Origin of the sequence: Planctomonas sp. JC2975, from assembly GCF_012985205.1 — a bacterium.
Classification (GTDB): Bacteria; Actinomycetota; Actinomycetes; order Actinomycetales; family Microbacteriaceae; genus Humibacter.
The window spans coordinates 212,606-235,447 of record NZ_JABEKS010000002.1 but is presented as its reverse complement, the minus strand read 5'-3'; the positions used below and the strand labels follow the sequence as shown (position 1 = coordinate 235,447).

General features: G+C 63.8%; 21 protein-coding genes. 12 read left to right on the top strand and 9 right to left on the bottom strand.

The features are described 5' to 3' along the window. Window positions 1–402: 402 nt before the first annotated feature. From HII28_RS14520 to HII28_RS14505, 4 genes are all read right to left on the bottom strand, one after another. Entirely contained in the window at window positions 403–726 is a 324-nt protein-coding gene (locus HII28_RS14520) for a WhiB family transcriptional regulator (protein WP_170026858.1), read from the bottom strand. Window positions 727–944: 218 nt separating this feature from the next. Beyond that, the gene (galE, locus tag HII28_RS14515; RefSeq protein ID WP_170026359.1) at window positions 945–1,916 is read right to left on the bottom strand and encodes a UDP-glucose 4-epimerase GalE; all 972 of its coding nucleotides are present in this window, start codon (window positions 1,914–1,916) and stop codon (window positions 945–947) included. Window positions 1,917–2,041: 125 nt separating this feature from the next. Continuing rightward, window positions 2,042–3,265, bottom strand: coding sequence for a mannose-6-phosphate isomerase, class I (manA, locus tag HII28_RS14510; protein WP_170026357.1), 1,224 nt, complete (start codon window positions 3,263–3,265; stop codon window positions 2,042–2,044). Between the two features lie 164 nt (window positions 3,266–3,429). Next, window positions 3,430–3,843, bottom strand: a complete 414-nt coding sequence (locus HII28_RS14505) for an OsmC family protein (RefSeq protein ID WP_170026356.1) — start codon at window positions 3,841–3,843, stop codon at window positions 3,430–3,432. A 131-nt stretch (window positions 3,844–3,974) separates the two neighbouring features. Here HII28_RS14505 and HII28_RS14500 point away from each other — a divergent pair, with 131 nt between their 5' ends. The 4 genes from HII28_RS14500 (at window position 3,975) to HII28_RS14485 (ending at window position 9,214) form a co-directional block, all read left to right on the top strand. Beyond that, on the top strand, window positions 3,975–5,306 hold the full coding sequence (locus tag HII28_RS14500) for an O-antigen ligase family protein (protein WP_170026355.1): 1,332 nt from the start codon (window positions 3,975–3,977) through the stop codon (window positions 5,304–5,306). A 124-nt stretch (window positions 5,307–5,430) separates the two neighbouring features. Continuing rightward, the gene (locus HII28_RS14495; protein ID WP_346769346.1) at window positions 5,431–6,729 is read left to right on the top strand and encodes an O-antigen ligase family protein; all 1,299 of its coding nucleotides are present in this window, start codon (window positions 5,431–5,433) and stop codon (window positions 6,727–6,729) included. Between the two features lie 194 nt (window positions 6,730–6,923). Next, a complete protein-coding gene (locus HII28_RS14490) occupies window positions 6,924–8,063 on the top strand; it encodes an NAD-dependent epimerase/dehydratase family protein (RefSeq protein WP_170026354.1) in 1,140 nt (379 codons plus the stop codon). After that, the gene (locus HII28_RS14485) at window positions 8,060–9,214 is read left to right on the top strand and encodes an acyltransferase (protein WP_170026353.1); all 1,155 of its coding nucleotides are present in this window, start codon (window positions 8,060–8,062) and stop codon (window positions 9,212–9,214) included. The genes HII28_RS14490 and HII28_RS14485 overlap by 4 nt, the downstream gene beginning before the upstream one ends. 52 nt (window positions 9,215–9,266) lie before the next feature. Here the strand turns inward: HII28_RS14485 and HII28_RS14480 are convergent, their stop codons facing one another. Together HII28_RS14480 and HII28_RS14475 are read right to left on the bottom strand one after the other, a co-directional pair. Then, window positions 9,267–10,235, bottom strand: coding sequence for a glycosyltransferase (locus HII28_RS14480; protein WP_170026352.1), 969 nt, complete (start codon window positions 10,233–10,235; stop codon window positions 9,267–9,269). Further along, window positions 10,232–11,029: a glycosyltransferase gene (locus HII28_RS14475; protein ID WP_346769345.1), complete on the bottom strand. Its 798-nt coding sequence runs from the start codon at window positions 11,027–11,029 to the stop codon at window positions 10,232–10,234. The genes HII28_RS14480 and HII28_RS14475 overlap by 4 nt, the downstream gene beginning before the upstream one ends. A 29-nt stretch (window positions 11,030–11,058) precedes the next feature. Between HII28_RS14475 and HII28_RS14470 the strand changes: the two genes are divergently transcribed. The 6 genes from HII28_RS14470 to HII28_RS14445 all read left to right on the top strand — a co-directional run bounded on the left by HII28_RS14470 (window position 11,059) and on the right by HII28_RS14445 (window position 16,957). Further along, a complete protein-coding gene (locus HII28_RS14470) occupies window positions 11,059–11,994 on the top strand; it encodes a glycosyltransferase (protein ID WP_170026350.1) in 936 nt (311 codons plus the stop codon). Next, a complete protein-coding gene (locus HII28_RS14465) occupies window positions 11,981–12,742 on the top strand; it encodes a glycosyltransferase family 2 protein (protein WP_170026348.1) in 762 nt (253 codons plus the stop codon). The genes HII28_RS14470 and HII28_RS14465 overlap by 14 nt, the downstream gene beginning before the upstream one ends. Further along, entirely contained in the window at window positions 12,742–13,155 is a 414-nt protein-coding gene (locus tag HII28_RS14460; RefSeq protein WP_170026346.1) for a DUF2304 family protein, read from the top strand. Before HII28_RS14465 ends, HII28_RS14460 begins: the two co-directional genes overlap by 1 nt. Before the next feature lie 425 nt (window positions 13,156–13,580). Further along, a complete protein-coding gene (locus tag HII28_RS14455; protein ID WP_170026344.1) occupies window positions 13,581–14,933 on the top strand; it encodes a hypothetical protein in 1,353 nt (450 codons plus the stop codon). Between the two features lie 210 nt (window positions 14,934–15,143). Continuing rightward, a complete protein-coding gene (locus HII28_RS14450) occupies window positions 15,144–16,097 on the top strand; it encodes a glycosyltransferase family 2 protein (protein ID WP_170026342.1) in 954 nt (317 codons plus the stop codon). After that, window positions 16,097–16,957 carry a glycosyltransferase gene (locus HII28_RS14445; protein ID WP_170026340.1) on the top strand — a complete coding sequence of 287 codons (861 nt, stop codon included), beginning with the start codon at window positions 16,097–16,099 and terminating at the stop codon, window positions 16,955–16,957. The genes HII28_RS14450 and HII28_RS14445 overlap by 1 nt, the downstream gene beginning before the upstream one ends. Window positions 16,958–16,993: 36 nt before the next feature. Here HII28_RS14445 and HII28_RS14440 read toward each other — a convergent pair whose 3' ends face one another. Next, on the bottom strand, window positions 16,994–17,899 hold the full coding sequence (locus HII28_RS14440) for a glycosyltransferase family 2 protein (RefSeq protein WP_170026338.1): 906 nt from the start codon (window positions 17,897–17,899) through the stop codon (window positions 16,994–16,996). Further along, window positions 17,887–19,569: a glycosyltransferase gene (locus HII28_RS14435; protein ID WP_170026336.1), complete on the bottom strand. Its 1,683-nt coding sequence runs from the start codon at window positions 19,567–19,569 to the stop codon at window positions 17,887–17,889. Before HII28_RS14435 ends, HII28_RS14440 begins: the two co-directional genes overlap by 13 nt. Window positions 19,570–19,895: 326 nt before the next feature. Here HII28_RS14435 and HII28_RS14430 point away from each other — a divergent pair, with 326 nt between their 5' ends. Then, on the top strand, window positions 19,896–20,768 hold the full coding sequence (locus HII28_RS14430; protein ID WP_346769344.1) for an ABC transporter permease: 873 nt from the start codon (window positions 19,896–19,898) through the stop codon (window positions 20,766–20,768). Window positions 20,769–20,802: 34 nt separating this feature from the next. Continuing rightward, window positions 20,803–21,534, top strand: coding sequence for an ABC transporter ATP-binding protein (locus tag HII28_RS14425; protein ID WP_170026334.1), 732 nt, complete (start codon window positions 20,803–20,805; stop codon window positions 21,532–21,534). A 114-nt stretch (window positions 21,535–21,648) separates the two neighbouring features. Here HII28_RS14425 and glf read toward each other — a convergent pair whose 3' ends face one another. Next, the gene (glf, locus tag HII28_RS14420; RefSeq protein ID WP_170026332.1) at window positions 21,649–22,806 is read right to left on the bottom strand and encodes a UDP-galactopyranose mutase; all 1,158 of its coding nucleotides are present in this window, start codon (window positions 22,804–22,806) and stop codon (window positions 21,649–21,651) included. Between the last annotated feature and the right edge of the window lie 36 nt (window positions 22,807–22,842).

Below are 22,842 nucleotides of genomic sequence, written 5' to 3'. Positions count from 1 at the left end.
CTCGCGTGCGCCGGGATTTCCCTGTCGTTTGCCGTCAGGCTGTGGGTCCGCTTTCCCTGCTCTGGACGCGGCCGGCAGACGAGGTGACGGTGTCGTGAGTGCTGCCGGGGAGCATCGCCACGGGCGCCCAGCCGCGCGGTTCGGTCGGCGGATGCCGAGCCGTCCTTCGAACGGCGGCTGCGGCATTCGCGACGCCGCTGACCTCCGAGAATGACGCTGATCGCAACGCCACCGACGAGGCATCGCACTGGCCTCTGTCGGCCGCAACGCGAACGTCATCGTCGATCGCGCCGCGGCCACCGGGACCTGCCAAACCTCGAGCGACGCCGTCGCCGAACGCTGTCGGCCGGGTCGTGTCGACCGGCGGGCTTCAACCCGACCGCTCAGCTCGCCGGACTCAGTTCAGCCGGCGCGCTTACGCAGCTTGCGACGTTCCCGCTCCGAGAGTCCACCCCAAATGCCGAACCGTTCGTCGTTCTGCAGCGCGTACTCGAGGCACTGACTGCGCACCTCGCACGACGTGCAGATCTTCTTGGCATCCCGAGTCGATCCGCCCTTTTCGGGAAAGAACGCCTCGGGGTCGGTCTGCGCACACAGCGCATCCGACTGCCACCCGAGCGGATTATCGTCATCCTCCTCGCGCGACGGAACCCCCGGCACCCCCAGCCGAACAGGATCGACGAACCAGTTTTCGGGTACCCCCGGTCGATATTCGCTTATAGCCATATCGATCTCCCCACCTGTGTTGCCACGCGCACCGTGCACTTTCTTTCAGCGCGGGGCGTTTCACTAATTACACCGGTGTAGTTCGATCGCGTCAAGTCGCGAATCGTAAAGGTTCGGGCGCCGATGGAAGGTTCACGACGCGCCGGGAACAGGCAACAATTTCGACACGCCCGGGATGCCGGCGTTGCGATCCGCACCACCATGCGGATCGCAGCGTCTCAGTGCGCGGCGGCCGCTGCCTGTCTGGCCGACCAGGCGCTGCGCACCATGTCCTGCAGGGACTGGCGCATCTTCCAGTCGAGGTCTCGCGCGGCCAGCTCTCCGGACGCGACGATGCGCGCCGGGTCGCCGGCCCTGCGCGGTGCGATCTCCGGGGTGAAGGCGATGCCAGTGACATCGGCCACCGTCGACATGATCTGCCCGACCGAGACGCCGTCGCCGCTGCCCAGGTTGTACGCGGCCTCGAGCGCGTCGCCTGCCTCGAGCCGCTGGGCGGCCACGACGTGCGAGTGGGCGAGATCGGAGACGTGCAGGTAGTCGCGCACGCACGTTCCGTCTGGCGTCGGATAGTCGTCGCCGTTGATGCGCGGAGTGCGGCCGGCCAGCAACGCGTCGAAGACGAGCGGGAAGAGGTTGTGCGGGCTGGTGTCGTAGAGGTCGGGGTACCCGGATCCGACCACGTTGAAGTAGCGCAGGCTCGTGTGCTTGATGCCTCTGGCGATCCCCTGGTCGCGCAGCAGCCACTCGCCGATGAGCTTGGACTCGCCGTACGGCGACTCGGGCGCCTTGGGCGTCTGCTCCGTGACGAGGTCGACATCCGGGGTGCCGAAGACGGCGGCGCTGGAAGAGAACACGATCGTGTTCACCCCCGCGTCCTCCATCGCGGCGAGCAGTGTGGCGGTTCCCGTCACGTTCTGCTCGTAGGTGTGCAGCGGACGCTGCACCGAGACACCCGCGTACTTGAAGCCCGCGATGTGCATGACGCCCGTGATCGGGTTCTCAGCGAAGATGCGCTCGAGCAGCTCGCCGTCGAGGATCGTGCCGCGCACGAAGGGCACGCCGGCAGGCACGAATCCCTCGTGTCCGCTGGAGAGGTCGTCGACGACGACAGTGTCGATGCCCGCCTCCGCGAACGCGCGCACAACGTGAGAACCGATGTAGCCGGCACCGCCGGTCACCAACCAAGCCATGCCATCCAAACTACCGGGCGACGGGGACCGCCTCGAACGGCCGCCGGCCCGCACCGTCCCCGCCGGAGGACGGCAGCGATCGCCGTCAGCCCATCAATCGTCAACGAGGAGCAGGCTGGGCGCGATCAGCGGTTCTCGGTGGCGACGAAGAGCGTCGTGTCCGACTCGAGAGTGAATGCGAGCGATCCCTCGTCGGGCGACACGTACACCGCCTCGCCCCTGGTCAGGTTCGCGGTGCCCGACGCTCCGGAGAGAGTTGCGGCCCCTGCGGTGGCCAAGACGATCGCCGGACCGTTCAGGGTCAGGGTCGAGTCTGCCGTGACGTGCGCCAACCGGAAGTCGGGAACGTCAGGCTCGAACAGATCGAGGGCGCCAACGCGCGACGGCGCGAGCAGCGGGGCGGGCACCGGCGCGAAGTCCAGCACGCGCAGCAGCTCCGGCACGTCGATGTGCTTCGGCGTGAGACCGCCGCGCAGCACGTTGTCCGAGGCGGCCATCAGCTCGATCCCCGTCCCCTTCAGGTACGCGTGGATGTTGCCCGCCGGCAGGTAGAGCGCTTCGCCCGGTGCGAGCGCGACGCGGTGCAGCAGCAGCGCGAGCACCACGCCGGGGTCGCCGGGGTAGGCGTCAGCGAGCAGGCTCACGACGCCCAGCTCGGGGACGCTCTCGCCCTTCGGCGAGCGCGCGATGGCCGTGGCCTGCGCAACGATCTCCTCCGCCGCCTCTCCCCCGCCGAGCAGCAGCCCGACGGCGGCACGCAGCGCCGACTCGTCGTCCTCCCCCGCCAGCAGGATGCCGCGCAGCACGTCGAGCTCGTCGTGCTGCATCCTCTGGCTGCGGCCCGTGGCGATCAGCCGGTCGAACACGGCGATGGACGTCGCCAGGTCGCGGAATCCGCAGAGGGCGTCGAACGGTGTGACCGCGTAGATCAGCTCCGGCTTGTGGAACGGATCCTTGTAGTTGCGCTCCGGGGAGTCCATCGGAATGCCGAGCCGGTTCTCGCGGTCGAACCCGGCGCGTGCCTGCTCCGGGGAAGGATGCGCCTGGATGGAGAGCGGACTGGCTGCGGAGAGCACTTTGAGGAGGAATCCGAGCCGCGGACGCCCGTCGTAGGACTCCTCTGCGGGCCAGTCGTCGCCCAATGTCGCCGCCGGATCCTCGGCGATGAGGTCTGCCAGGGTGCCGGCATCGGTCGTCGGGTGAACGAGGAAGCTCGGGGATCCGGGGTGCGCCCCCAGCCACAACTCGGCTTCCGGACCGCCGGACGCCGGACGGCCGAGCAGGTCGGCGATGCCGTGCGAGGAGCCCCACGCATAGTCGCGCGGAACGTTGTCGATGCGCACAAACATCGGCACCGCCCTTTCTTCTGGATACGTCGCAGAGTATCAACGCCCGGGTGCCCGTTCGCCGGAGACAGCCCACGCGCATCGATCGCTGGTCGAAACCGCGTACCGCCGGTCGAGGCCGTCGAAACCCAGCCGCAACCTTCGCTTGCGCCGACCAGCGGGGTTCCTCAGCGCGCGAGTACCGTGATGCCCCGGAGCGCGACGGGCGTCCCTCCGCGCAGCGAATTCGGCACCTCGGCGATCGCGTCGACCCGTTCGACGAGCGCTCTGAGGGTCGCCTCGTCCTCATCGCCGGCGAGCTCGACGTCGTATGAGACAGGATCCGAGACGGCCGGTGAACCGCTGAAGTCGCCGTCGACGGTGACCGCGACCTGTCTCAGGTGGATGCCCGCGGCATCCGCTTCCCTGAAGAGGTCGTTGGAGACACAGCCGGCGATCGCCAGATAGAGGAGCTGGCCGCCGCTGAAGCCGAGCCCGTCGCCGCCGGCCTCCTGCGAGCGGTCGACGACGAGTGTGAAGGGTCCTGCGGCCCCGATGGCCGCGCTGCGGTCGGCCGCGTTACTGGTTCGCACACGGAACATGGGGCCAGGCTAGGCCGGGCCCGACGGTGATGCCATGCCCGATACCGCGCGATCGCCACCGGCCGGGACCGCGGCGGAGGCCAGAAATGGCCTCCGCTTTTCAGCTCCAGCGCGCGCATTACAGTGAACGCATGACACCCGATACCCGGCCGGCGACGGCACCGCTCACCGTCCCGTCCGGCCAGGGATGGATGCTGGCGTTCGCCGGGTTCATGTTCTTCACGCTCTTCGTCGGCGACTTCTGGCGCTACAGCATCGGCTGGGTGGGCTGGGGCATCGTCGTCTTCCTGTGCCTCGTCGTGAGCATCGTGTTCCTGGTGCGGACCCGGCCGCGGGTGGCGATCCGCAAATGGCCGAAGACACTCCTCCTGTTCCTCCTGCTGTGCGTGGTCTCCATCGCCTGGTCCGCCTACCGGACCGAATCCGTCATCGGCGTCGTCGCCCAGCTGGCCACGGCCACTGGCGCGGTGTTCTTCGCGCTGTGCCTGAGCTGGCAGCAGATCCTGCGCGCGCTCGGCGCCGCCTTCCGCTGGATCATCGGCCTGTCGCTGGTGTTCGAGCTGTTCGTGTCGGTGTTCATCAGGCACCACATCCTGCCGTTCTGGGTGCACTACCCCGCCGGCAAACTGCCAGACGCCTACTACTGGAGCCGCGACCTCCTCTTCCACGGCGGCAAGATCCAGGGCATCGTCGGCAACAGCGACATCCTCGGCATGATCACCCTGTTCGCGCTGATCGTGTTCGGCATTCAGCTGGCCGACCGCACCGTCAACCGCACCGCCGGGATCGTGTGGCTCGTACTCGCCGGGATCACGTTCCTGCTGACCAGGTCGTCCACCGTCATCGCCGCATTGGCGGTCGCAGTCGTCGTGCTGCTCTTCGCCCTGTGGACCAGGCGGGTCGCACAGAGCAAGCGGGTGCCGATCTACGTGACGGCGGCGGCCGTACTCGTCGTCGGCGTGGCATCCGTCGTGCTGTTCTGGGGCACGATCACCAAGCTGCTCGGCAAGAGCTCGGACCTGACGGGGCGTACCGACATCTGGGGCCACGTCATCCACCTGGCCCAGCAACGGCCGCTCTTCGGCTGGGGCTGGATCAGCTATTGGGCGCCCTGGGTCGAGCCGTTCAAGGGACTCGCGATCAGGAACAAGGTCGAATATCTGCAGGCCCACAACGCCTACCTGGATGTCTGGCTGCAGCTGGGCATCCTCGGCCTGATCGTGTTCGTCCTGCTCGTGCTCTCCACGTTCGGACGTGCCTGGTTCATGGCCGTCGACCGCGCGCCGTTCGACGCGAACGGCGTCGTGCGAGCGGATGTCCCCTACACGGCGATCACGCTGTTCCCGCTGCTGATGCTGGCCGCGATGATCGCACAGTCGTTCGCGGAGAGCCGCATGCTCATCGAAGCCGGATTCGCGCTCCTCGTCGCCTTCAGCGTGAAGACCAAGGTGGATCGTCCGTAGCCGCACAGGCCGCCGCGCCCGCCAGGACGCGGGCCGCCGCGACGATACGATGAAGCATGCCCGCCACGCCCGCTGACGCCCGTACGGCGCGTGCCGCGCGCCTTCGCCGCCGGCCAGTCGACCGGTGACGTCGACGACCTCACGCCAGCCCCGGTGGTTCACGCTCGGCCGGGCGCTGTTCGAGTCCGCGAGGTTCTCCCGCGCGCTGTCGCTCTGCATCGTGGGATCTGCCTTCCTCACGACGACGATCAGGGACCTGATCGGATGGCCGGGCGTCATCGCCGTTTTCGCCACACTGGTCGTGCTCGCAGTTGGATCTTTCATCGCGCACTGGGACGTGATCGAGTGGCAGGGCCTCCTCCCGGTCTCCCTGCTCGTGTTCGTCGGATGGTGCGCCGTCTCGATCGTGTGGAGCAACTACCAGTGGGCGACGCTGGCGGCGGTGCTGTACCAGTGGGTGTTCACGTTCCTCGCCATCTACCTGGCGCTCGTGCGGGATGCCATCCAGATCGTGCGCGTCATCGGCGATGTGCTCAGGGTGCTGCTCACCGCATCCCTCGCGCTTGAGGTGCTGAGCGGGCTCCTGATCGATGCCCCGATCCGCTTCCTCGGCATCGCAGGCAACCTCGCGCACGGCGGACCGATCTCGGGCCTCTTCGGCAGCCGCAACCAGCTCGGGCTCGTGGCGCTCATCGCCATGGTCACCTTCATCATCGAATGGCGCACGAAGTCCATTGCAACAGGGCTGGCCGTGTTCTCTGTCGTGCTCGCGGCCTTGGCCCTGGTCTTCTCGAGCTCCCCGGTCATCGCGCTCGTCGTGGTGATCCTGTTGCTGGCGACCGGCGCACTCTTCGGGGTGCGGCACATCCGCAACGAGCGCTGGAAATTCACGGTGCAGGTGTCGCTGGGCGCCCTGCTCGTCGTACTGGCTGTGCTGGCGTTCATCTTCCGCGCGGCCATCATCGACGCGCTGCACGGCCGATCCGTGATCACGGTGCGCTACGACGTGTGGATCCAGATCTGGCACCTCATCCCCGTCAACCCACTGCTGGGCTGGGGCTGGATCGGCTTCTGGCGAGGATCCCTCCCGCCCTACTCGCTCATCAACGCCCTGACGGGCGCGCCGCACGCCAACGGCCTCAACGCCTTCCTCGACGTGTGGCTCCAGGTCGGCCTCGTGGGCTTCCTGCTCTTCCTGCTGCTCCTCGGCCTCGCCATGGGGCGCTCCTGGCTGCTCGGATCCAACAAGCGCAGCGTCATCTACGCCTGGCCGCCGCTCATCCTCATCGCCCTCATCTGCACGGCGATGGCCGAGAGCACGATCCTGATCGAGAGCGGATGGATGCTGCTCGTCATCTGCACGGTCAAGGCGTCGCAGGGGATGTCGTGGAGGCAGGCGTTGCCGGCGCGGGCGGACAATTGATTCATACGACGCCTTCTCGGCGCCGGCAGAACTCAATGTGACAGCATCGGTGAGCCGAGTGACGCTTGCTGAGCGTCGCGGTGGCCTAAGATGCCATGGGCGTCTGTCCACCTGAACGATCGTCTCGACCGCTGCTGACGTGGCCGTGAGAGTGACAGCCGATCGTTCTTTCGCCTCGATAGAAGGGTGGCCACGTGCCGCAGTCCGTTCTGATCACCGGTGGAGCCGGGTTCATCGGCTCCCGACTCGCCCAGCGGTTCGCTCGCGCTGGTCACCGTGTCACCGTGTTGGACAGCCTGTCGCCGCAGGTTCACGGAGATGATCCTGCGAACACCTCACCTCTCCTGGCTTCAGTGCTCCCTGTCGCTTCCGTCATCCAGGGTTCTGTGACCGATATCGACGCCCTCGCCGCAGCATTGGACGGACATGAGATTGTCATCCACCTCGCTGCCGAGACCGGCACCGGTCAGTCGATGTACGAGATCGACAGATACGTAGACGTGAATGTCGGCGGCACTGCGAAGCTCCTCGACATCATCACCAACCGATCCACGAGCGTGCGACGTCTCGTCGTCGCTTCGTCGAGATCGATCTACGGGGAGGGCGAGTATCGCGATGATGACGGAGCCACTCTGTACCCCGCGCAGCGATCGGACGTTCACCTTGCTGCAGGCAACTTCGACGTCCTGGATCCTGCCACAGGTGAGCCTTTGATCATGGTCCCGACGAGGGAGACGGCGCGACTGCATCCGTCTTCGGTGTACGGCATCACGAAACAGATGCAGGAGTCATTGGTGATGACCGTCGGAGCGGCCATCGGTCTCGAGTCCGTCGCACTGCGATACCAGAACGTGTACGGGCCGGGACAGTCCCTATCGAACCCGTATACCGGTATCTTGTCGATTTTCTCGTCGCTCATCGCCCAGGACAAGGAGATCAACATCTTCGAAGATGGCCTGGAGAGCAGGGATTTCGTCTACATCGACGATGTTGTGGATGCCACGTATCTCGCCGCTACCCGATCAGAGGCGATCGGTCAGGTGTTCAACGTTGGAAGCGGCGTCGCGACGACCGTAGAGCAGGTCGTCGAGGCGCTTTTCGCGGCGTACGGCAGACATGTGCCGACGCGGGTGTCCGGCAATTACCGTCTCGGCGATATTCGGCACAACGTTGCCGACACCTCACTCATCCACGATCTCCTAGGGTTCACTCCGTCGATCTCGTTCGAGGACGGTGTGAAGCGTTTTGCCGACTGGGTGGCAACACAGCCGATCGCTGAGAGCGGGTATGAGCGATCGCTGACCGAGATGTCCGAACGCAAGCTGCTCAAATGACATCCGACTCGTTCCTGCGGTCCCGGCCGTTCCCTTCCCATCGGAACAGCATGAACATGTTCCGGCTGGTCTTCGCGGCCATGGTGCTGTTCGCGCACAGCTGGTTCACGGCCGGTCAGGGAACCGGGCCGGGATTCCGTGGGGAGAATCTCGGCGGCTGGGCGGTCGCGGGCTTCTTCGTGCTCAGCGGCTTTCTCATCACCGGGAGTCGCATCTCACACAATGCCGGCGAGTTCCTCGTGCATCGAGTCGCGCGAATCTTCCCGGCATTCCTCGTCTGTCTGGCGATCACAGCATTCGTGTTCGCGCCGGTCGCGCTCTACGCACAGCATCATTCGCTGAGCGGATACTTCTCCACGCCCTCGACGCCGTTGAACTACATCTGGTCCAACGCAGGGCTGCATATGGACAACTACGGCATTGGCCAGTCTCTCGACACCGTTCCGTATAAGGATGCATGGGACGGCTCCCTGTGGACCCTCTACTACGAGTTCCTCTGTTACCTCATCATCTGGGTGCTCGGAGGTCTGCTCGTGTTCCGCCGTTCGATCGTGCCGATGATAGTTCTCTGGGCGCTCTCCGTACTGAACTATGCGGGCTTGGGGCTGGCTCAGCGCCTCGGATTGAACCAGGATTACCTGCTCCTCTCGCGACTACTCCCTTACTTTCTGGGTGGTTCGATCGCGTACTTCGTGATCAGGCGCTGGGGCATCAGCCCGGTGATCGGCATCGTCAGCGCGCTGGCGGCCGCAGCGTGCATCTGCTTCATTCCGGGGTTTGGCGGGCAGGCGTCTGCGCCGTTCCTGGCCTACGCACTGATCTGGCTCAGCACACTGATACCGCAACCGGCCTTCATCGCACGAAACGACATTTCCTACGGCTTCTATATCTATGCCTGGCCGATGCAACAACTTGTGGCGGTCTTCGGTGGCGCCTCGCACGGCATGTGGCTGTACTGGGCGATCACGGCTGTGCTCACCACGGCATTCGCGACCGCGAGTTGGTTCCTCGTCGAGCGACCGGTGCTACGACTCGTCAAACGAAGCCGCGTCGTCGTGCCGGCCTCTCCAGTGGTCGAGCAGTCGGCGATCGCCGGACAGAGTCATGGCGGAGCCGTCGGGCCCGCTCCCGCGGCGCCTGCGGAACAGTAAGTTATGCGGATTCCGTAGGGCCGCAGCCTCGAAGACGAGCACCGCGCCGTCGTCACTCCGTCGCGTCGATCGGAGTTTTCGACCACCTGATGGTGGCCGCCAGCCGTTGCACCTCGTCGGGCATCGGGCCCATGACACGTTGCCGGCCGGCATGCCGTCCGCGGCGAAGTAACGCCACCATCGCGCGACGAGGCCGAGCGTACGCGAGCACGAAAAGCAGGTGCCGAAGCTCCATGGCGTGATCCCGCCGGAGCAGCTCTCGTTCTCGATCACCGTATTCCGCGTCGATAACAATGCGATTCCGGGCACGGTAGTAATAGCGGAACGGCGTGCTCAGGCTTGTAGTCAGCAACCGTCCGCCGACCCGGATCGGCCGGCCGAAGACCGTCACTGCGTAGGAACGGCCCAGCTCATGAGGCAAGTCCAGCCCTTCCACCGCCAGGGTCTGGTAGCCGAGGGCCCGGAGACGGAAAAAATACTCGACATCGACGAGATCGATGAAAAGCTCCTCGCGGAACGGCCCCGCTGCCGCGAGTACTTCACCGGAGAAGAGCGTCCCCGACTGGATCGGTTCGCGGGCAGTGGTGCCATCCGCCATCGTCTGTGGGAGTCCGGCGAACCGGGCCGGCGCGACGAGCCCAACCCTCTGATGCGCCGACGTCGCGGCGTCCCAACGCGCGACCAGGGCAGCGACGAATCCGTTAGGAAGCGCAGAGTCCTGGTCGAAGGTGAGGAGCAGGTCGTCAGCCGCAAGTTCTGCGGCCAACACGCCGGCATTTAGTGCGGCAGCGATGCCGCGGTTCCTCTCCATCTTCACCACGTCGGCCCCGTTGGCCGCGAGCTCTTCCAGAAGCTCTGAGTACTCTGCGCCGCTGCCGTCATCGACCACGATGACCCCATCGGTCTGGTGTGCGATGCGAGCGACATTCTTGAGGATTTCGCGGCTCGGCCGATACGCCGTGACCACCGCTGTGATACGACGCCGCAGTGCTGGCGCCTCGCCCACCTGATCGCCGTTCACGACGTCTGGACCGATCGCAGGCGACGGATACGCCGAGCCAGGACGAACAGCGCCCGAAGGAGCATGATTCGGGCCGCAAGGACTTTGCCGACCGATCGCGGACGGAGCGGAGTGACGTTCTCGCCGTGGACCCGACGCTGCAACGTCGGAGCTTCGACAAGACCAACGGAATGGAGCAGATTGCCGCCCAAGGCCATCCAGAGGTCGTGCGATTCGGTCAGGAAGGCCGGAAACGGGGTGAGGACACGCAGTGCGTCGCGACGCAGGCCCATGCCGCAGCCGTAGTACCCGCTCACACCGGCGACGATCCTGAGCAGGTTGCGATACCACTGACGAGCAGTGCGCGCCGGCATCCACCAATTCGGGCGCTCCCCGGTGCCCAGAATCACCATATTGCTGGCCACGACTGTCTCGGTGCGCAGCACGTCGAGCATGGTCCCGACGCGCCCAGGCAGCCAAACGTCGTCTTGATCGGAGAGCAGCAGGTACTCTCCCCTGCTACGAAGGAGGGACTCTTCGAAGGTTCGCACGTACCCGAGATTCTCCGCGCGGTCGAACACGCGAATGCGGCGGTCACCGATCGCGCGAACAATGTTCACGGTTCCGTCCGTGGAAGCATCGTCGACGACAACGACCTCGTCGTCGATGTCGAGCTCGGAGAGGATCGAATCCAATTGCTCGCGTATGTACGTCGCGCCGTTGTATGTCGCCATACACACGCTGACTCGTATGCCGTCAGGCAAGTTCGTCCTCTCGTCCGTTCGTCCGTACCATCTTCGCGGATGTGAAACCATGGATGCTGCTCAACAGACAGGGGCTGGTAGTGACCTTCGACATCATGATGCCGTTCTACGGGCGTGTCGACCATTTCCAGGCGGCGGTGAGAAGCGTGCTCGCACAGACCGACCCCGACTGGCGCCTCGTCGTCATCGATGACGTGTATCCGGATCTCTCCGCGGGCGAATGGCTGGTCGGCCTCGCTGATGCGCGCGTCACCTACCTCCGCAATGAGACCAATCTGCGCCCGAGCCGCAACTACCGCAAAGCAGTGTCCCTCATGCGCGGAGAATTCTCGATGCTCATGGGATGCGACGATGTAATGCGTCCTGGGTTCGTCGCACGAGTCAAGGAGCTCATCCAAGCGCATCCAGACGCCTCGGTCATCCAAGTCGGTGTTCAGCCGATCGATGCCGATGGCAGACCGCACATGCCCCTTTCCGACCGAGTGAAGTCCTGGATCCGCCCAAGAGGTCCCTACCCGCGCGTGCTCGAAAGTGAAGAATTGGCGACGAGCCTGCTGCGTGGCAACTGGACCTACTTCCCGTCGCTCGTCTGGCGCGTCTCGGACTTGAAAGACCCAGGGTTCCGCGTCGGCCTCGACGTCGTTCAAGACCTCGACATGCTCGTGCACATTGCCGCTGACGGTGGCAAGCTCGTTCTCGACGACCAGGTGGAGTTCGAGTACCGCAGACACAGACAGAGCTATTCCGCGGTCACCGGGCCCGACGGCTCGAAGTTCGCTCAAGAACGACAAGTTTTCGCCGAGGCCGCTGCGGCAATGGACGCTTTGGGCTGGCATGCCGCAGCTCGTGCTGCGCGAGCGCACCTCAGCTCTCGTCTCCACGCAATCACAGAACTGCCCGCTGCGGCCCGCGCACACAGCGGGGCCGGTATCCGCGCTCTGACACGACACGCACTCGGCTCGGCTAAGGCGGGCCCGGCCTCCATGTCGGACGGCCCAGGTCATGCCGGCCTGTAGAATCCAGTGCGTGACGAGCCCCCAACCACGCGTGCTGATCATCGTGCCCGCATGGAACGAAGCGGCGAACGTAGGCAACACCATCCGCGAGATTCGGGCCAACGGCGTGATCCACGATGTTGTCGTCGTCGATGACGGCTCGACCGATGCAACGGCGGCGGTCGCTAAGGAGGCGGGGGCGACCGTGCTCGAGCTTCCGTTCAACATGGGTGTAGGTGGTGCCATGCGCACCGGATTCACTTACGCCGCGCGACGCGGGTACGACCAGGCCATCCAAGTCGACGCGGATGGCCAGCACGATCCAGGCGATATCGAACGAGTACTCACCGGCCTCGAGAAGGCAGACATCTCGATCGGCGCCCGATTCACCGCTGGGGACGACGCCTATGTCGTGCGTGGCCCTCGCAAATGGGCGATGCGGTTCCTCGCCACGGTGATCTCACGTGTCGCTAAGGCGCCGCTCACCGATGTCACTTCGGGATTCCGCGCTGCAAACCGGCGCGCGATCGATCAATACGTGCGCTATTACCCTTCCGAATACCTCGGCGACACTATCGACTCGCTCGTCGCGGCCGTGCATGGCGGGCTCACCGTGACTCAGGTGCCGGTTTCGATGCGGCCGCGAGCCCACGGTGCGCCGAGCAAGGGCCCGATCGGATCCGCGGTGTACCTGATCCGCTCGTGCTTCGCGCTTGTCCTCTCACTGCTCCGCCGCGGCAGGCTCCGTCCGACCGAGGAGGTGGCGTAATGGTCGTCGCAGCGATCGTCCTTGCCGTGATCATTATCGTGATCATCGGCACAATGCTGCTGCGTCGTCAGTTGCGCGAAAAGTACGCCGTACTATGGCTGATCATCGGCCTGCTGGTGCTGATCCTGGGCCTCTTTCCCAGCCTGCTCGTATGGCTCACCGGCATTGTCGGAGTGCAACTGCCGTCGAACTTGCTCTTCATCCTCGCGTTGCTTTTGCTGTTGGGTGTCACCCTGCACCTCTCGTGGGAGTTGTCGCATTCCGAGGATGAGACGCGCCGGCTCGCCGAAGACATCGCCATTTTGCGCGCCGACGTCGACGAATTGCGGGCCGAGCACGCATCACCCCAAAGCGGCAGCCCACCAACGACTCACAGTGACGGCTCAGGTCCGGACGCTTCCGACAAGACGTGAACGCGAAGCCAAGCATCATTGCGTCGCCTCCAGCAAGGGGACGCCGTCAGTGCAGCATTCGAGGCCGCCGCAAATGCCGCGGCGGCCGTACCGTGATCGGGCATGCCGGTCGTGGCAGTGGTCGAGGCCGACCAGAAGGCTGACGTTTCCAGCGCGAGGGCACCAAACTTTTGCCGGCGACATGCAGCCGTCTGTTCATTGCCGTCACGGGCGACAACGCTTTGCATGGCCACTCGCTCGAATGGGCGGGCCAGTGCAGCAACCGAGGGCCACTCCTCGTCGGCATGAAGGGTTGTTACAGACCACAGCGCCATGGCGCAGGGCCCCTGAAAGCACGGACAGATATGTAACAATTGCCATGCGGGCGAGAGCGCAGTGGGGGTCGCGCAACCTGAACGCAAGCAAGCGCGCTCCCGAAGGCAAAAATGGATCTTTCAAGAATCAATCCCCGCATCCGTCTCAATGACCTGACGGAGCGCTTTCGACGAATCGAACGCGAGATCCAAGAGGTACGCGCTTCCCTTACCGAGAACGCCGATGCCATCAGCGGTCTCACCGCACTAGTGCATTCTGCTGCGGCCGCTGCGTCCGTCCGGGCCTCTATTCCTCGTCCCCCATATCGCGTGCTCTTCCTCGTTCATCATCTCGGGGCGTGGCCCGGCATGCATGCCATCGTGCAGGCGATGCTGGATTCAGATGACTTCCGCCCTACGGTCGCCACAATTCCTCATAAGTATCCCGGTGACGAGGGCTTCCGGGGCGAAGAGGCGCTTCACGAACGACTTGCCGCCGACGGCATCGAGCACATCCGCTTCAACTTCAGCGACTCCTTGCGGGCGCTGCCCATCATCCGTGCCATCGACCCGGACCTCGTTCTCCGGCAATCCCAATGGGACAACGACGTCCCGACCGCCTTCCGCACCAACGCCCTGAATTTTCTACGCCAGGGCCTGGTTCCCTACGAACCAATGAACCCCATCGTCAATCCACCCGTCTCAGATCGTCAGAACACCGCGGTCGACGAAGAGCTGCACACCGCCGGATGGGTTGTCTTCGCGACGAATGAGCTGATGTTGGACATGTCGGTGCGTGAAGGGCACCGTCTCGGACAGAACGTCGATGTGGTCGGACACGCCAAAGCACACGAATTGCGAACCGCGAAACCTTTCTGGCCCTTTGGAAACGACCACATTCGGCCGCGCATCGTGTGGAGCGCACATCACAGCGTGGGCTCAGACTGGACCCAGTTCGGGACATTCGGAATGGCACATGGGCCAATGCTCGAGTTCGCGAAAACACACCAGGAAGTCGAGTTCGTCTTCCTCGCCCATCCTGCGTTGGAGCCGCGAATCCATACGCCGCAGTCTCCGGTGTCTCCGGCTCAGTACTCAGCTTTTCTTCGCAACTGGTCAGCGCTCCCAAACGCCGAGGTATGCAACGGCGCGGAATACATGAACATCGTCGCTGCCAGCGACTGCGTCGTCACGGACGGCGTCAGCATGCTCATCGAGCCACAGGTGATGACGAAGCCAATTGTGTTCCTGGAAAGGGCCGGCCACGCGCCGTTCAACGACATAGGTGAGATCGCTGTCGCCGGCGTACACCGCGTCTCCGACGTCGCTGAAGCGCAACGGCTGGCTCTCTCCCTTGCCTCCGGCGAATCCGACCCGTTGGAGGACCGCCAACGTACGAATACAGATCTGCTCTTCCCTTCTTGGAATGTCGGCGAGAAGGTACTGGCAGCACTGCGTGCCCGGTTCACTGCTGAAGTGCGCTGAATCTGACCAACGCACCGAAGTACGCTCCGTTGTTGTGTTCGTCAACGAGCGGCGGCGGCGTTCGGAGATCCACCCCCGAATCCGTTCCGACAAGGAACGTGCTGTGTCAGTCCGCTCAGCGGACCCCGGTAAAGTTGCCACGTCCCGATATGCCGAGTCGCCACACGCATCAGCGACGGTGCAGTGGCGTTCCCGACGAAAGGTTATGGTGTGCGCGTAGTCGCAGCCGTGGTCGCATACAACAGGCGCGACCTTCTGAACGAATGCCTCAACGCTCTCCAGGAGCAGACGCTGCCCCTTGACGCAGTCGTCGTCGTGGACAATGCGTCGACCGACGACTCCGCCGAGGTCGCCGCGGGCTTTCCCGAAGTGGATCTGGTCAGACTTGGAGTAAACACAGGCGGTGCCGGAGGCTTCGCCGTGGCGATCGAACACGCATTGACGGTACAGAACGCAGACCTGGTGTGGGTCATGGACGATGACACCATCCCTACCCCGACGGCCCTAGAGGCGCTCCTGGACGTGCGCTCCAACGCCCGCGAGGAGGTGTCCGTCCTGGCCTCACGGGTCGTGTGGGCCGACGGCCTCGACCATCCGATGAACACTCCGCGACGCAAACCTCTTGCCAGAGCATCCGAACGAAGGGATGCGGCCGCCGTGGCATCCGTTCCCGTTCGCTCGGCTTCTTTCGTCTCCGCACTTGTCGACGCGAAGGCGGTGCGAGCTCACGGCCTTCCCGTTGCGGAGTACTTTCTCTGGAACGACGACTTCGAGTTCACCGCGCGCATCCTCCGCCATGGCCGAGGGCTCTACGTGCCGGCGAGCGTCGTCTTGCACAAGACCAAGGCGCGCGCAGACACAGACGTCGATCCAGGTCCACGCTTTTACTACGAGGTCCGGAACAAGCTCTGGCTTTTCCGCGTCTCAACCGCGCTTGGCTGGTACGAGCTGCCGCTCTATGTCGCATCCACAGCCCGGCGCTGGATGCGCACCTACCGCGCCTCGCAGGATCGGGGCACCATCGTGCGCACATTCCGTGCGGGCTGGAACGATGGGGTGAAGACGAAGCCACGGGACAATGGCGCCTACCTCGACTCACTCGGCATCGATGGATCGTCTTTGACGACCTTCGAAACGGCACGGAGCCGGGGGGCCCACCGCTGATGGCTCCACCCCCGTTCTCGCTCCTCATGCCTGTGTACCACGGTGACGATGCCGGATACCTTTTGCGAGCCTTTCGGAGCTCGGTCGTCGAACAGTCCGTGCGTCCTTCCGAGGTGGTCCTCGTGCAGGACGGGCCGGTATCGGCCCATTTGGTGTCCGCTATCGCAGAATTGGATCGAAGCACACCGGTTCCGTTGAATATCGTCATCCTTCCGGAGAACCGAGGATTGTCGGAAGCACTGACCGCGGGACTGGCCGAGTGCTCCTACGAAGTGGTAGCTCGGATGGACGCCGACGACGTCTCCGAGCCAAATCGGTTCGAGATCCAGCTCGATCTGATCGAGAAGGGATACGAACTCGTCGGAAGCGGACTCCTCGAGTTCTCCGAAACCGAGCACGGAGAGGAGCTGGTGGGGGTCCGAAGGACCCCGCCGACGGATCTTGATGCGATCACGCACTATGCGCGTTTCCACGATCCTTTCAATCACCCGACCGTCGTCTACACCAAACAGGCTGTCGAGCTGGCGGGCGGGTACCGGCCGATGGGCATGATGGAGGATTACTGGCTCTTCGTCCGCATGCTCAAGTCCGGTGTGCGCGCCGTCAACTCGCCAGAGCCTCTCGTGCGTTACCGCATCTCGTCCGGCGCATACAAGCGGCGCGGCGGACTGCGTTTACTCCGCAGCGAATGGATGCTTCAGCGCGCATTCCTACGAAGCGGATTCACATCTCGAAGGCAGTTCCTGCGCAACGTTGTGCTCCGCGGAGCGTATCGGCTGACGCCTGAGGTGGTCAGGCGCCGCGCATATCGATCGATGATCGTCCAGCGCGGCTCGGGAGCGAAGCCGGCAGCCAAGTGAATGCGCGCTCGCTGACGCCGAGCCTCGACCACAGCTCTATCCGATGGAGGATCTCGACGGGAACGCGATCCTCGGATTGAACCCGATCGCTCGGAAAAGCTGTTTGGTCATCGACCAGCGAAGACGCCGCTCCACCCGCCCGCGCAGCATGACTACCTGCACCCGCGCAAAGAAGAGCAAGTACGATGCCAAGCTCTCGTGATGCAAGCGGTACGAGCCTTCGTTCCGGATGCCGAAGCGGAACTTCCAGGCGTTCTTGTGGTCGATCAGACCGAAGTTGACTCCCTTGTTGTCGCCCATGTCGTGCACGACGGTGCTGTCGAGCACCTGGACGCCAGGGCAAGCTCGCGTCACGCGGAGCGTGTACTCGTGGTCGTCGAACCAGATGAAGTACTCCGAATACGGAAGTCCGTGCTTCTCGATCACCCATCGAGGAAAGAGCACTGAGACGAAGGAGCAGCTGCGGACCATGACGGAGCGCGAGCCCGATGCGATCAGCCTCGCCCAATCCCAGGTGGTCTCCGGGTTGTTCATCTCGCAGATGTTCCCGTCCGTGTAAAGCACGAGCGAGCACGAGAACGGCACTTCCGGCCCTAGCTTCTCCACAGCGTCTCGCTGACCGTCGATGAGGATGCGCAGGGCGTCCGGATTCGGATAACAGTCGTCGTCCATGATCCAGACATAGTCGGCGCCGAGGTTGTAGGCGCGCGCCATACCGGCCGAGAATCCGCCGGCCCCGCCCGTGTTCTCGGACAGGGTCAGCACGTCGAGCTCGAGTGATGACTGGACAGTCGCCAGGTACTCGCCCGTTCCGTCGCTCGAGGCGTTATCCACCACGATAAGGCGATCGGGTCGTCTCGTCTGCGCCTCGATCGATGCAATAACGGTCTTCAGCTTCTCGAGCCGATTGAACGCCACAACGACGGCGGTTACCTGCTCCACTCGGTCATCGTCCTTTCCAGCCAGTTGTCTGCGGATTCCAGCTGCGAAAACTCATCGGCGAGCCGCGACTCATCGGCCCAGATCTGCGCGCGAAACGCCTCAGAAGCCGCCATCCGCGCAAGGATCTCGGTGGCTTTCCCGAGGAACGCGTGCGGTTGCCGTGACACAAGCGCCTCGGGTGCTACGACCGTTCGCTGCGATCCGACATCCGTCGATACGACCGGCACGCCAGCTGCAATCGATTCGAGTGCTGTCAGAGCGAGCCCCTCGTTCTGAGAGGTGATCACAAGGACATCCACCATCGATAGCGTCTCCGAGACGGGTGCGGTCTCCGCACGCAACGTCACGACATCCCGTAGTCCGTGCCGATCGATCTCACGGTGAACGAACGGTTCCAGTGCCCCGCCGCCCTGGATCACGGCCTCGACTGGAATGCCCAAGGAGCGCTGCAGCGCCTCCACAAGCTTCAGAAAGAGATAGGGACGCTTCTGGTGGGCGAACCTTCCGACGAAACCGACCTTGAGCACTTTTGCGTCGATGCGTCGACGCACGCCGTCAATGCGACCCGCGTCGGCAGTGAGTCCGACCAGCGGTGCCAGTTCGATCTTCGCCGAGGGCACGCCCTGCACATCCCGCAACCAGTCCTCGAGTTGCGGCGAAATAACGTGATGCGTGTCGATGCTGTCATCCAGCATGACGCCGAGCGCCGGATACCCGCCGCCGTTGAACTCCAGGATGTGTTGCGAGTCGACGATCGGACGCCCCGGAAGGCGCCCACGCAGCCATGGAAGGCGGTCGTACATCCATCGGCAGTGGTGCACGTACACACCACGGATATCCCAAGATTCCACGATCGCGTCGAGCACTGGCTCTCTGTCGTCGGGCTGCCCGAGCGGGTGGGTCATCGGCAGCACGATGGCCTCATCGAACTCGGGCCGAGTGATCCAGGGGTGCGAGGAGGCGACATCGGTGACCACAATCGGAGTCATCCCGTGGTTCTGCGCGACCTCAATGGTCTTCAGCGCCCATCGCTCGGCGCCGCCCAGATCAAGCCAATGCAACCCGAACAGCACTGCTGGTGAGCCTTCGCCGGGGTTTCGCGTGGGCTCGGCGACGACGTCACGATGCGTTCGAGCGATCCGCGCCGAGAACAGGCCTGACTCGCGGTTTCGGATCATGAATTGCCGCAGGCGGTCGTACGCGAATGGGAACCGGCGCTCCACTGCCATGCGCGCTCCCCAATACAGGCCGTGCGTGCGCAGCAGACCACTCTTCTCGCCTGACGGGTCGGCATCGAGCACTATGTGTCGTTCGCCCGTTTCCGTATCGGGCACGAGACGCCGGTCACCGCGACCCACGGCCGAGAAAAGTGGATGCTCCTCACCGGCGACTTCGCTGATGATGCCGAATTCTCCCATCCACACGGCGCCGGCCGTCTTTTTGGGTGCGCGTCGCGTGCTGTCGTCGGTCAGCGACGATGGCATGCCACGTCGCGCCACATATACGTGGATCCGAAAACGTGCTGACGGGGCATCCAAGGCGTGGTAGTTCAGAGCTCCGACAAGCAGCGCCCGCTGACGAGCGCTCAGCGCCTCACCCACCGAGACGACGCCGGCTTCCTCGCCCACGGCGAACAGCGCCAGCCGGTCGTAAAGGCGGTAGATGCGCATATGTCAGGTAATCCTCTGATTTCGTGTGCAGGGACCGGCGGAACGCCCCAGACAGCTTAGCGAGCAGTTTCCTCCAAAGCGCCTCCATGCGACGTCAGGCCCTGATCCGTCGCCGCACCCGTCGCGCTCGCGCGGACGGCGTCTCCGGCCCCCGTGCCATGCGAGACACGCCGGTTCGACCCACGAATCCCGATCGTCGGCAACCTGGGAGCGACCGCGATAAGCCTCTTTCTCAACGACTACACTTGGTGAGGTTTACGACTCCCCCTTGGAGGTCGAATGCGCCGCTGCCGGAAGAGCAGCCTTCACTAAGGAACCCCCACGCCGTGACGACCACTTACCACGCCGGAGCACAGGGCTTCGTGACACCCGGTCATAGCCGTGGTCTTTTTGACATCTTCCGCTATCGGTACCTTCTGCGGCTGCTGGTGCGCAAAGGAATCCAGACCCGGTACCACGGCTCGGTCCTCGGGTGGACGTGGTCGTACGTCAAGCCTGCCGCCCAGTTCTTCGTGTACTTCTTCGCGCTCGGAGTGTTCCTGGGTTTGAACAAGGGCGTCCCGAACTTCCCGATCTATCTGTTCTCGGGCATGATCGTGATCAACCTGTTCGGCGAGGCGTTCACGAACGCCACCAGATCGATCGTCGACAACGGCGCCCTCGTGCAGAAGATCTACCTACCACGGGAACTCTTCCCGTTGGCAGCGGTGTTCGTGGCTTTCATCCACTTCCTACCTCAGGTTGTCGTGCTCTTCGTCGGATGCCTGATCACGGGCTGGATTCCGAGCTTCTTTGCCCTGCTCTGCTTCCTCTTCGGCGTGATCATCGTGACGATCCTTTCGACCGGCCTCGGGCTTCTCTTCGGCGCAGTGAACACGTCATTCCGGGATGCCCAGAACCTTGTCGAGCTGTTCCTGCTGTTCGCCACATGGGCATCGCCAGTTCTCTACCACTGGCACTCCGTGCAGGCCGCGCTCCCGCAGTGGGCGCAGACCGTCTACATGCTGAACCCGCTCACCCCCGCGGTCGAGCTGATGCACCTCGCATTCTGGACGCCGACGCTGCATGGCAGCATTCCCGAAGGACCACCGAACCTCCTTCTTTTCTCGTTCATCGCAGTCCTGACGTCGATCGCCTTCCTCATCGTCGGGCAGCTCACCTTCCGGAAGCTCGAGGGTCGTTTTGCCCAGGATCTCTGACACAAGGAGCTCTGTCCCGCCAGTGGGAACAGAAATGACTTCGGCCCCGCCGAGCATCATCGTCAAGAACGTGACGAAGACCTTCATCCTTCGTCACACGCACTCGTTCAAAGAGGCTTTCGTCGGCTTCATCCGCCGCAAGAAGCTCTCGACCACGTTCTCGGCTCTCTCGGACGTCTCGCTGGAGATCCACGAGGGCGAGGCGGTCGCGCTGCTCGGCTACAACGGGTCCGGAAAATCGACACTGCTCAAGCTCATCTCGGGGGTTCTGCTCCCCGACAAGGGCCGCATCCTCACGCGCGGACGGCTGGCCGGCCTCATCGAGGTCGGCGCAGGATTCCACCCCGATCTCACCGGACGGGACAACGTCTACCTGAACGCCGCGATCCTCGGGATGTCGCGCAAGGAGATCGATGAGCGATTCGACGACATCGTCGCGTTCTCGGAGATCGGCGGGTTCATCGACACCGAGGTGAAGCACTATTCGTCCGGAATGTTCCTTCGGCTTGCCTTTTCGGTCGCTATCCACACCGAACTCGACATCCTGCTCGTCGACGAGATCCTCGCCGTGGGCGATGCGCCGTTCCGCGAGAAATGCCAGCGGAAGATCGAAGAGTTGATCCTGCAGGGCAAGACCATGGTGGTCGTCAGCCACGACATGGCGATGGTCTCCGCCCTCTGCCAACGCGGAGTGGTGATCCGCAAGGGCAAGGTCGTGTTCGATGGCCCGATCGAGGATGCGATCGGCGCTCTGCCCGAGAACTGAGCGCTATCGGGAACACTTTGCGGCGGCGATCAAGCCTTGCAGCTCCACGACCGGTGAGGGGTGCGGCGAGGCCGACGACGTCTCCTGCGGACGTCGACGGCCCCCACCCGCGGGTCAGGACCTCGTGAAGAGCGGCTTCAGCTTGTTCTCGAAGGTGGAGAGCGCAGATCCGATCGCCATGTGCATGTCGAGGTACTGATACGTGCCGAGCCGCCCTCCGAAGATCACGGATTGTTCGGCCGCGCCGAGCTCACGGTATGCGAGCAACGTTGCACGGTCCTCAGGTGTGTTCACCGGGTAGTACGGCTCGTCGCCGGATTCCGCGAAGCGCGAGTACTCCCGCATGATGACCGTGCGGCTCGGATCGTAGTCCCTCTCGGGGTGGAAGTGCCGGAACTCGTGGATGCGCGTATACGGCACGTCCAGGTCCGCATAGTTCATGACCGACGTTCCCTGGAAGTCCCCCACACTCAGGACCTCGCGTTCGAAGTCGAGGGTTCGCCAGGACAGTGCACCCTCGGCGTAGTCGAAGTATCTGTCGACAGGACCCGTGTAGACGATGGGGATGGCACCGACAGTGGAGTGCTTGACGAACGGCGATCCCTCGTCGAAGAAGTCGGTGTCGAGCATGACGTCGATCTTCGGGTTGTCTGCCATCCGCTCGAGCCAAGGGGTGTAGCCGTCGACAGGAAGGCCCTCGTAGGTGTCGTTGAAGTAGTGGTTGTCGTAGTTGTAGCGCACGGGCAGCCTGCTGATGACTTCTGCCGGCAGCTCCTTGGGATCCGTCTGCCACTGCTTAGCGGTGTAGTCCCGAATGAAGGCCTCGTACAGCGGTCTACCGATGAGGGAGATCGCCTTGTCTTCGAGGTTCGAGATGTCCCCAGAAGCGATCTCGGCAGCCTGCTCGACGACGAGGGCGTGCGCCTGATCGGGCGAATAAGAAGAGCGGAAGAATTGGTTGATGGTCCCGAGGTTGATCGGGAGCGGAAAAACCTCTCCCTTATGCGTGGTGTAAACGCGATGCTGATACGACGTGAACTGCGTGAAGCGGTTCACGTAATCCCACACGTTCTTGTTGGACGTGTGGAAGAGGTGCGCGCCATAGCGGTGGACCTCGATGCCAGTCTGGGCATCAAGCTCACTGTAAGCGTTGCCCCCTATGTGTGAGCGTCGGTCGATGACCGCCACGCGAAGTCCTAGCTCGTTGGCGCAGCGCTCAGCGACCGTCAACCCGAAGAACCCGGATCCAACGACGAGCAAGTCGTAGTTCATATGAACGTCTTCCTTTCCGCAGCCGTGCTACGGCGC

Coding starts and splice junctions, on each gene's coding strand:
- HII28_RS14520 (WP_170026858.1), bottom strand. CDS start 726: ATGGCTATAAGCGAATATCGACCGGGGGTACCCGAAAACTGGTTCGTC.
- galE (WP_170026359.1), bottom strand. CDS start 1,916: ATGGCTTGGTTGGTGACCGGCGGTGCCGGCTACATCGGTTCTCACGTT.
- manA (WP_170026357.1), bottom strand. CDS start 3,265: ATGTTTGTGCGCATCGACAACGTTCCGCGCGACTATGCGTGGGGCTCC.
- HII28_RS14505 (WP_170026356.1), bottom strand. CDS start 3,843: ATGTTCCGTGTGCGAACCAGTAACGCGGCCGACCGCAGCGCGGCCATC.
- HII28_RS14500 (WP_170026355.1), top strand. CDS start 3,975: ATGACACCCGATACCCGGCCGGCGACGGCACCGCTCACCGTCCCGTCC.
- HII28_RS14485 (WP_170026353.1), top strand. CDS start 8,060: ATGACATCCGACTCGTTCCTGCGGTCCCGGCCGTTCCCTTCCCATCGG.
- HII28_RS14475 (WP_346769345.1), bottom strand. CDS start 11,029: ATGGTTTCACATCCGCGAAGATGGTACGGACGAACGGACGAGAGGACG.
- HII28_RS14465 (WP_170026348.1), top strand. CDS start 11,981: ATGCCGGCCTGTAGAATCCAGTGCGTGACGAGCCCCCAACCACGCGTG.
- HII28_RS14460 (WP_170026346.1), top strand. CDS start 12,742: ATGGTCGTCGCAGCGATCGTCCTTGCCGTGATCATTATCGTGATCATC.
- HII28_RS14455 (WP_170026344.1), top strand. CDS start 13,581: ATGGATCTTTCAAGAATCAATCCCCGCATCCGTCTCAATGACCTGACG.
- HII28_RS14445 (WP_170026340.1), top strand. CDS start 16,097: ATGGCTCCACCCCCGTTCTCGCTCCTCATGCCTGTGTACCACGGTGAC.
- HII28_RS14435 (WP_170026336.1), bottom strand. CDS start 19,569: ATGCGCATCTACCGCCTTTACGACCGGCTGGCGCTGTTCGCCGTGGGC.
- HII28_RS14425 (WP_170026334.1), top strand. CDS start 20,803: ATGACTTCGGCCCCGCCGAGCATCATCGTCAAGAACGTGACGAAGACC.
- glf (WP_170026332.1), bottom strand. CDS start 22,806: ATGAACTACGACTTGCTCGTCGTTGGATCCGGGTTCTTCGGGTTGACG.